Source organism: Streptomyces sp. SID8352 (assembly GCF_009862265.1).
Taxonomy (GTDB): Bacteria; Actinomycetota; Actinomycetes; order Streptomycetales; family Streptomycetaceae; genus Streptomyces.
In genome coordinates, this window is the sequence record NZ_WWGX01000035.1 from 309,685 (window position 1) to 319,417 (window position 9,733).

The 9,733-nt window shown below is 70.2% G+C and carries 8 protein-coding genes; 5 read left to right on the forward strand and 3 right to left on the reverse strand.

The annotated features are described in order from the left end of the window. Positions 1-16 precede the first annotated feature (16 nt). Positions 17-745 carry a response regulator transcription factor gene (locus GTY84_RS12775; protein ID WP_161226310.1) on the reverse strand — a complete coding sequence of 243 codons (729 nt, stop codon included), beginning with the start codon at positions 743-745 and terminating at the stop codon, positions 17-19. Beyond that, the gene (locus GTY84_RS12780) at positions 742-1,872 is read right to left on the reverse strand and encodes a histidine kinase (protein ID WP_345943421.1); all 1,131 of its coding nucleotides are present in this window, start codon (positions 1,870-1,872) and stop codon (positions 742-744) included. Before GTY84_RS12780 ends, GTY84_RS12775 begins: the two co-directional genes overlap by 4 nt. A 459-nt stretch (positions 1,873-2,331) precedes the next feature. Here GTY84_RS12780 and GTY84_RS12785 point away from each other — a divergent pair, with 459 nt between their 5' ends. Then, positions 2,332-2,718: an SdpI family protein gene (locus GTY84_RS12785; protein WP_161226312.1), complete on the forward strand. Its 387-nt coding sequence runs from the start codon at positions 2,332-2,334 to the stop codon at positions 2,716-2,718. Between the two features lie 163 nt (positions 2,719-2,881). Here GTY84_RS12785 and GTY84_RS12790 read toward each other — a convergent pair whose 3' ends face one another. Beyond that, a complete protein-coding gene (locus GTY84_RS12790) occupies positions 2,882-3,310 on the reverse strand; it encodes a PH domain-containing protein (protein WP_161226313.1) in 429 nt (142 codons plus the stop codon). Positions 3,311-3,866: 556 nt separating this feature from the next. Between GTY84_RS12790 and GTY84_RS12795 the strand changes: the two genes are divergently transcribed. From GTY84_RS12795 to GTY84_RS12810, 4 genes are all read left to right on the forward strand, one after another. Continuing rightward, positions 3,867-4,241 carry a hypothetical protein gene (locus GTY84_RS12795; RefSeq protein ID WP_202550913.1) on the forward strand — a complete coding sequence of 125 codons (375 nt, stop codon included), beginning with the start codon at positions 3,867-3,869 and terminating at the stop codon, positions 4,239-4,241. Between the two features lie 12 nt (positions 4,242-4,253). Next, positions 4,254-5,789: a helix-turn-helix transcriptional regulator gene (locus tag GTY84_RS12800; protein ID WP_161226314.1), complete on the forward strand. Its 1,536-nt coding sequence runs from the start codon at positions 4,254-4,256 to the stop codon at positions 5,787-5,789. 16 nt (positions 5,790-5,805) lie between these two features. Beyond that, positions 5,806-6,378 (forward strand): transcriptional regulator, encoded by a 573-nt coding sequence (locus GTY84_RS12805; RefSeq protein ID WP_161226315.1) that lies wholly within the window; start codon positions 5,806-5,808, stop codon positions 6,376-6,378. A 526-nt stretch (positions 6,379-6,904) separates the two neighbouring features. Next, a complete protein-coding gene (locus GTY84_RS12810; RefSeq protein WP_161226316.1) occupies positions 6,905-9,406 on the forward strand; it encodes a DEAD/DEAH box helicase in 2,502 nt (833 codons plus the stop codon). The last annotated feature ends 327 nt before the right edge of the window (positions 9,407-9,733 follow it).

Sequence of the window (9,733 nt, forward strand, 5' to 3'; positions counted from 1 at the left end):
GTCGCGAACCGCCCCGTCACCCGCGCTCGCCCGCCCTCACCAGACCCGCCTCATAGGCGGCGATCACCGCCTGCGCCCGGTCACGGACCCGGAGCTTCGCGAAGAGCGCGGTGATGTGGTTCTTCACCGTCGACGGACTGATGAACATCTCCGCGGCGATCCCCGTGTTGCCCAGGCCGGTGGCGATCAGCCGCCACACCTCGCGCTCGCGCGGCGTCAGCCCGTCCGGGACACCCGCGCGCACGGCCCCGGCAGGCTCCGCCGGGCGCCGCGGGGCCGTCACGTACGAGGAGATCAGACGGGTCAGCAGGCGCGGGGCGACCACCGCCTCGCCGGTGCGGACCACACGCAGCGCTGTGACCAGCTCCTCGGGCGAGGCGTCCTTGGGCAGGAAGCCGCAGGCGCCCGCGCGCAGCGCGTCCACCACGCACTCGTCGAGGTCGAAGGTGCTCAGCGCGAGGACCCGGCAGCCCGGCACCTCCCGGGTGAGCCGTCCCGTGGCGGCGACGCCGTCCAGGACCGGCATCCGGATGTCCATGACCACCACATCGGGCCGCAGCCGCCGCGCGAGTTCCACGGCCTGTGCCCCGTCGGCGGCCTCGCCGACGACCTCGACGCCGGGTTCCGGCCCGAGCATGAGCACCAGGCCGTGGCGCACGAGGAGTTGGTCATCGGCGATCAGCACGCGGACGACCGAGGGACCCGCCGCCCCCGCCCCGCTCCCACCGTCCGCCGTCCCGCTCATCGCAGCGCTCCCTCGTCCGTCGGCAGCGGCAGCCGGGCCGCGACCCGGTAGCCCCGGCCCTCGCGCCGGCCCGTCTCCAGCAACCCGCCGTGCAGCGCGACGCGTTCACGCATACCGATCAGGCCGTACCCGGAACCGGGCGCGGACACGGAGCCCTCCGCCGCCCCGTCCCCGCCGTCCAGCACTTCCACCGTCGTCTCATGCTCCCCGTACGTGAGGCACACGCGTGCGCGGGCACCGCTCCCCGCGTGCTTGCGGGTGTTCGTCAGCGCCTCCTGCACGACACGGAACACCGTCAGCTGCATACCGGCCGGCAACTGACGTAAGGGCCCCCGCACTTCGAACTCCGTGGGCAGGCCCGCCGCACACGACTCGGCGACGATCCGCTCCAGGTCCGCGACGCCCGGATGGGGCACGGCCGTCGTCCCCCGCGCTTCCCCGTCGGCCCGCAGCACGTCGAGGAGCTGCCGCATCTCGTGCAGCGCCGCGCAGCTCAGCCCCTCCAGGGTGACGAGGGCATCCCGCACGACCTCCGGGTCCCGGTCCAGGTTGGCGCGGGCACCGCCCGCCATCAGCCGCATCGTCGTGACGTGATGGGCGACGATGTCGTGCATCTCGCGGGCGATACGGCGCCGCTCGTCGGCCACGGCCCGCTCGGCGAGCAGCCCGCGGTTCGCCTCCACCTCCCGCTGCCAGCGACCGACCACGAGCCCGGCCACGACCACGAACAGCACGCCCGCGCAGTTCCCCGCCAGATTCAGGAACGAGACCCGCGACCAGGGCACCTGCGCGACCAGGGGCAGCACCGCACTCACCAGGGACGCCGGCACGTACACGGCGGGGCCCCGCAGGCGCACGAGGGAATAGAGGGCGACGACCATGGCAGCGTTGAAGCCCTGCCCCACCGGCCAGCTCAGATGGACGGCGAGCCCGACGGCCAGGACGGCGACGAAGGCGAGCACCGGGGCTCGCCGCCGAAGGAGGAGCACCAGGACGGACACCGCCATCGGCAGACAGCCGGCCACGGGAACGAACCCCTGCACATCCTGGCTGGTGAGAACGAAGCCGATCAGATCGAGAGCCGCTGCACCGACGGCGACGAGGACGTCGTTACGGGTCCAGGACACGGTCCCGCCGGAAAACGGCCCGCTGTGCCTCGCGGCGGGCGCGGCAGGGGATGTGGGCATGGTGTTCCTTCCTCGGCCCTCTCTTGACACCTCGACATACATTCTTCCCGGGCTCAGGCCCCCGTCGTGGGGCCCGAGGACGATCCCGCCCTGGGAGCAGGATCCCGGTCGGCCCCCGGGGGGGCACCGCGCTGCCGACCGCCATCCCGCTCCCGCCCGGATGGCCCGCGCGGTCCCGCCGACACGCTGAAGGCGGACCGGGAGCGGCGGAGCGGCGGCTCTCCCCCTGCCGGAGACAAGAAGCCGAAACCCGTGCCGGGACCCACCGCCTTCAGAACGGCCTCCCCAGCAGCGGCCGAGGGCGCGTGCGATCGTTGGGTGGCCACGTGGGTGAACGCGCATACCGCGGACCCGGGCAGGGTGGCCGTCGATGATGTCCGTGCTCTGGAAGGAAGAACAGTGGATCCGATCGCGGGATGGGTCTTCGGGACGGGTCTGATGACGCTGGGCATGCTGATCCACTACGTGAGGAACCAGGTGGCGAACGGGAACATCGGGCGGAATTCCGCGGTGGGCATCCGTACCAGGGCCACGATGTCCTCCGACAGCGCCTGGGAAGCCGGTCATGCCTCGGCGGGACCGCTGCTGGCCGCGACCTTCCTCACCGCTTACGCGGCCGGTGCGCTCACCCTGGCCGTTGCCCTCGCTGCGACACTGAGCGGTGGCGGCAACCCGGCGGTCATCGCCGTTCCGCTGACCGGATACGGAGCCGCCCTCGTGTTCCTCGTCGCAGCGGCAGTCAAGGCGAACGCGGCCGCACGCGAAGCCGACCGCCCCAGCGGCTGAGCGCTCCCGAAAGGCGTGTGCCGGCGAGTAGTCACCGAAGCCGCGACGCAGGGACCCCGAACACGCCCGACACCCGGGGGAGTCGAGCTCCGCCGATTCGCACAGCGGAGGGAAGCGGGTGAGCACGTGGTGCTCCACGTCCGCGCGGCCTGCTCCACCGGCGTCAGGAAGCGGCCGCGCGCGCCGCCTCCAGCTCGGCCACCAGCCGCACGACCCGCCTGTTCCGGGCCCGGCCGAAGCTGTGGCCCGACAGCATGTACAGCTGGTCCGTCCCGCCGGAGGCCAGCACCAGCTCCGGGACGTCGGACGAGTAGACCGTGCCCGACAGGACGGCCACCCGCACCTCCCGGATGTCCGCCCACGCGTGGGAGCGCGCGTTGAACAGCCCGGAGTACCTCAGCCCGTCCGGCCCGTAACGGACGCCGAACACCGGCGCGCGGAACGTCAGCACCGCACCCGGCACACCCAGGATGACGACCGGCAGCAGATGGACCGCCTGCCTCACTCCCGTCGCCATCGCGACGGCGACCAGCAGGCACGCACCGCCCATCAGGAAGTAACCGAGCGCCCCGAGAGGACGCCTCTTCCGCATGTCTGCCCCCCGGCTCCCTGGCGTGCGGCGCCAACCGAGGTCCGGGGCCGCCGTGATCGTCCACGGACCAGTCTACGAAGGGCGGGCCGCACCGCCGGGGGCGGAGCCGCCCATCCACTGACACGGGCCGGCACCGACCCGCTCCTTCCCCGCCGTGCGGCAGGACGGCCTCCCCGGTCCCCACACCCTCGCGGCCGGCCGCCGGCAGCCTCCGTCGTCACGACCTGCCGGCCTGGAGACACCTCGTGCCGAGAAGCGCACCGCACGGTGAGTGACTTCGCCCGGCGGGGCGGAGACGAGAGTCCCCCGTGGGGTCTCGCCGCCGCATTCGCTGCTGCTGCGGACGTCCGCGTCGGGGATGAACCCCAAGAGTGGAGCAACTCGGCGCGGGGTGTGCCGCACGGGCGCAGGTGCCCTCGCGGACGCCGCGCGGCACCTCGGCGTGGGCCTTGGCCGTGTGTCTCCTCGACTGCCTGGGCGACGGTGGGCTCGTCGGCCCGTCGATCAGTCCGATAACTCTGCAACTTGTTGCAAAGTATCCCAATCGCTGATAACCTTGCAACAAGTCAAAGAGTTCACTGACGGGAGGGCGGACGAGGTGCTGCAGATCCAACTGGGAGCCGAGCGGCCCGCTGACGCCGGCGACGGGCTGGGACGCGCCACGACCGGATGGCGCCCCGGCATGTCCGAGGACGAAGCCTGGCAGACAGGGCGCGGCATCTGGAAGTTCAACGCCGACCGGGCCCTGTCCCAGGACGAGGCGCAGATCATCAACACCGAGGGCACGGTACTCGCGGTCGCGAGGATCACCGGCATCTCCAAGCACGGGGACCGCTACGCCCTCGAGGGCGACCTGCTGCGCGGCGATGCGCGGGTGGGCCGGCCCACACCGAGCCCGCACCTGTCCCGTAACCCCGTCACCTACATCTGAGAGAGCGGACCGATGAGCGACTTCGACGCGATCGACTCGCTGCTCGCCTCTCTCACCCCTAAACCCGCACTCCCCGAAGCACGGGTACGCCGCGAGCTGCGTGAGCGGGCCGGCCTGTCGAAGGCCCAGCTGGCCAGGACCCTCGGCGTGAGCCCCTCCACGATCACAGGGTGGGAGACCGGCCGGGACCCGTCCGGAGAACTCAGGACGAAGTACGCCTACCTCCTGGACGGCCTGGCCGCGAAACTCGCCCCCCCCACCCCGCAGCCCGCAGACGAAGCCACCGCGCCCCCGCCCGCGCCGGACGAGACCACAACGCCTCCGGCACCCGGGCCGGCCGCAGACGACGACCTGGACGACGTCGAAGCTCTGGCCGCGCCTGAGCCGTGCGTCCTGTGCAGACAGCCGGCCCGCCACCAGGTCGCCGGTTTCCCCCAGCACCTCGACCCCGCCCAGTGCGCCGCCACTGCCCCCGCACCCACACCCGGCACCCCCACTACACGGACGGAGGGCCGTACCGCGAAGCCGGCAAAGACCGTGCCCGCGGGCAGCCGTGCGCCGACGGTGTCCGACACCGACCCGTCCAGCCCCATCACGGCGGCAGTGGCCGAAACGCTCAAGGCACACGAGGGCGATGTGGAGGCGGCGACCACAGCACTGGTCAAGCGGGCGATCCCGGATGCGATGGCCCTGCTGGACGAGACCCGCAGAGGCGGCCGCTACGCCGTCATCGCCCACCCCTGGATCCCCGACATCCTCCGCAAGCAATCCGCACGCGGCGCCGACCAGATCTGGGAAGCCCGCCCCAAGTGGAGCCGCCCCGAACTCCCCGCAGGCCGACACGAGGTGACGGCCCTGGACATCAACGGCGCCTACCTCAGCGCACTCAAGACGCACCTTCCGCTCGGCCAACTGGAGCACACCACCGGCAACAGGCACGACCGCCGCCGCGCCGGCGTCCACCTGATCACCCCGCCCGCATGGGAGCACGACGCGTACCTGCCCAACCCGATCGGCAACCGTGACGAACCCGGCCCCCTGTGGGTCACCGAACCCACCCTGCGCCTGCTGCTGCGCCTGTCCGGCCCGAAGCACGGCCTGTGCGAACCCCCCGAGATCCACGAGTCGTTCACCTCGGGGGCGACGGAGAGCCTGCTGGAGAAGTTCCGCATCACCCTCAAGAACGCCCGCGACACCGCGATCGCCGCCGACGACGAAGTGACGCTGGAATACGTGAAAGCGATGTACTCGAAGTTCGTCTCCACGATGGGGGAGTCGAACTACAACCGGGAGCTGTACCGCCCCGACTGGATGCACCTGATCCGCTCGCAGGCCTTCGCCAACCTCTGGGCCAAAGCCCTCAAGGCACACGACGCCGGCCTGACGGTCGTCCGAGTGATGGGCACCGACGAACTCCACGTCGTCGGCGACTGGCGGCGTGTCTTCCCCGAAGGCCGCGGAGTTCCCGAGGTGAAGGTCAAGGACGTGTACGCCGTCGGCACCGCGCCCGCAGACCCGGCCGCCGCCGGACAGACCGACGAGAACTGACAGGCCAGGAGTTCACGTGCCCGATCGCACCATCGATTTCGGCAAGTACGGCGCCCAAGGCGTCAAGGGCCACGAAGCCGTCGCCCGCCGACTCGACGCCCTCGCCGACTTCATCACTTCTCCTGTCACCACCCGGCGCGGCCTCATGGCCCGTCTGCACTACCTCACCCGCACCCCCCGCGCCCGCGCTGCCGCATACGACGCGGGCCTGACCGTCACCGACCGCACCCTGAAGGCATGGCTGGCCGGCACCCGCAACCCCACCAAACACAACCTCGCCCGGGTCGAAGCCGCCTACCGCACGGTCCGCCGCCACAACGTCGCCCGCTACCTCCTGGCGCGCCTCAACCGCGCCGGCCGGGGCACCCGCGTCGAGATCCACCCGCTCAACCAGTCCGGCGTGAGCACCGCCCACCAGCGGGCCGTGGAATTCCGCACCCTCAACATCCGCCACTGGGAGGCCATCATCGACGCCTGGTCCACCGGCGACGACCGGGCCCTGGGCGACGCCTGGATCGAGCAGATCATCGACCTCGGCTCGCAATGGGGCCAGTACGAGTACGTCACCAACATCGGCTTCGCCGCCTGAACCCCACACACTGCACCACACCCGAAAACCGACCTACACGGCCGAACTGTCTCCAGGCTCTCGGCGTGGTGGACGGTGATGGGATCCTCGACATTAAAGGAGCCCTGTCAACTTCCCGGTGACCATCCCCTGCCCTACTAGAAGATCCACCGCTGTGCGGCATGTCCGCCGTTCTGTAGCCGACGTGCCTCCAGAGCACGCGACGACGGGGCCGGAAGACCAGCCCCGAACCCTTGCCGGAGGGGCCTGTGGAGAGAATCGTGAGCGGTGCTGACCATGTACACGATGCGGAGACGGCCCGCCGTCGGCAGCAGCAGTTCCTGCCGCCGCCCGAGCTGCACCCGGACCTTGTGACCAGGACCGACCAACGCCATCTACGGCGCCTGCACAGCCGCGGAGCACCGGAAAGCTGCGGACACCGCCGTCGCCCCGGTCGACGGACTCCAGGTGCGGGAAGCGGACTTCCTCCACCAGTAACCTCCCCTCTGCCCCGCGACGTTCAGCCGATTCCCCCAAGGACCATCTGATGGCCACCGACCCCAGCCCTGTCGCCCCGGACATCCCACCGCCCCTGACCGACGCCATCGCGCCCGTCCGCCGTACGCTGCGTGCGGATCAGCAGGCGGCGGTGGACAGCGGGGCACGCGGTCTGAGAAAACCGGGCAGCCGCGGGCACATGGTGTCCGCGTGCGGCACAGGAAAGACACTGATCGCCCTGCGGACGGCGGAGGCCCTCGACACCCGGTTTCTGCTGGTGGTGGTGCCATCGAGGGATTTGATCGGCCAGTGGGCCCGGGCCGCCCGTGCCGATGGCCGCCGGGAGCCGTTGATGGCCGTGTCCTCACTCAAGGCACACAAGCATCCCGTGCTGGTTGAGGCAGACGCAAGCAGCACGAGGTCGGGGGAGTACCTCGCGTACTGGCTGGCCCAGCGCGCCAAGAACAACGAGCCAGCGACCGTGCTCGTCACCTTGGACTCGCTGCGGCGGATCGAGGAGATCCAGCACTCCATCTTCCCGGCTCCGGCCTTCGACCTCGCGATCATCGACGAGGCGCACCGCACCGCAGGCAGCTGGGACAAAGAATGGACGATCATCCACGACTCATCCCGGATCCCCATGGGTCGCCGCCTGTATCTGACCGCGACGCCATATGAGTGGGAGGCGCCGCGCCTGGCTGAGGCCCCGGATGCCCGCCCGCGCCCGAAACGGACCGCGTCGACCGCACCGGCGTGGGAGTCCCCGTCCCTGATCGCCTCGATGGACGATCCGAAGGTTTTCGGCCCCCGCCTGCACACCTACTCCCACGCCCAGGCGATCGAGGACGGCGTCCTGGCCGACTACCAGCTCCTCGTCCCCACCATCACCGACACCGACCTGCGCACAGTCCTGACCGACCCCGACAACACCCACACCGGCTTCGCCCCCACCGCGCGCCGGACGACCGCTCTGCACCTGGCCGTCCTCAAAGCGATGACCGAGCACGACCTCAAACATGTGATCGTCTACTTCCAGCAGGTCGCGGACGCCGCGGACTTCGTCCGCCAATTCGGCCACACCCTGCGCACCCTCCCACCCGAGCAACGCCCGCCCTGGACCGGCACCCTGTCCGTCTCGTCGATCAACGGCAACCACACACCTGATCAGCGCGCGAAACTCCTCGACAACTTCGCGAACGCCGACCGCGCGGTGATCACCAACGCCCAGGTCCTGTCCGAGGGGATCGATCTGCCGGCCGTCGACGCGATCGTCTTCGCCTCACGCACCGAGAGCGTGCGCCGGATCGTCCAGGCCCTGGGCCGCGCCCTGCGCAAACCCCCCACCGTCGACGTGAAGACCGCAAGCCTGGTCATCCCCGCCTACACCCCACCCGGTTCCGACCCCACCGACCTCCTCGACACCCCCTACGAAGCCCTCTGGCTGATCACCGCAGCACTGCGCCACCACGACCAGACCATCGCCGCCCGTGCCCCGCGCAAGACCACCACGCACCGCCTGGACAGTGCCGTCCACCGCCTGATCACCCGCCGGTTCCGCTTCGACTTCACCCTCGACCCCCACGCGATCGTCCAAGCGATGGATCTGCTGGCCTGGCCCTCCACCGGCGCGGTGCTCTCCGCACCCCGCCGCGCCGGCCTGGCCGCCGCCACCCGCTACCACACAGAACACGGCCATCTGAAGGTTCCGGTCGGCTACACCGACGCCTACGGCTACCGCCTGGGAGCCTTCATCACAGGCCAGCGCACCGCCCACCGCCGAGGCATCCTGACTGCCGACTGGATAGCTGAACTCGACGCACTCGGCATGATCTGGGACGAGCACGAAGCCGCCTTCGAGGGCAACATGACCCTTATCGAGGCATTCCACTCCGAACACGGCCACCTCGCCATCCCCGCCCAGGATCCCGGCGGCCAGTTCCTCGTCGACCAACGCGGCCTCGCCCGCAAAGGCCAACTCCCAAAGCCCCGCCACACGCGTCTGACCGCCCTCGCCCCCGACTGGACCCTCCCGCACGGACCCGACTGGCACCGCAAATACCACCTCCTGGCCAGCTACCTCCAGACCGGAAACGACCCTTCAACTCTGCGTCGTGACACCGTGATTGACGGCGTGAAAGCCGGCACCTGGCTGCACCGCCAACTCACCACCTGGAGCACTCTCGACGACGGCCAACGCCACCTCTTGGTCAGCCTCGGTCTCACCCCCGACCACATCACCCTGACTGCGACGAAGACCACCACCCCCGCCACACCCAGCACCCCCAGAACCAGGAAACGCCGCTCCTTCGAACAGACAGCCACTCTGTTGCGTGCCTTCGTGGAACGGCACGGCCGTCCTCCTGGCGCCCGGGAGGGGATCGATGTTGACGGAGAGCGTGTGATGATCGGCCCCTGGCTCTGCAAGACTCGCACTGCCCAGAAGAACGGTCAACTTTGCGAGAACAGAAGCCAGTTGATCCAGAGCATCCTCCGCGAAGCCGACGCCGCTCCTCCGGAAGAGGAGCGCCCCGGATTCTCAGAGATCCCGTAACTTTTCTGATCGCAATTCCACTAAGGAAGCACTACTGTGCGGTGTCTTCCTCAGTGGAGAAACTCAGACTCAGGGCCCCTTGCCCGGGTGCGTTTTGGAGCCGCGTGATTTCCGCAGACACAAGCAGGCCCGACGCACCCTCACGGCTGCAGCCCGCTGGAGGAGTTCGCGGAGCGAACTCCGTTGAGAGACCGCGGAGCGGGATCTCAACCGGCCACGAAGTGGCCGGCTTACGTCACGGAGTGACGTAGCGCCAGCGATGCGGAGCATCGCGATGTATCCGTCGCGTAGCGACGGCGCGTCGTCTTCGCGGAGCGAAGCGCGCGC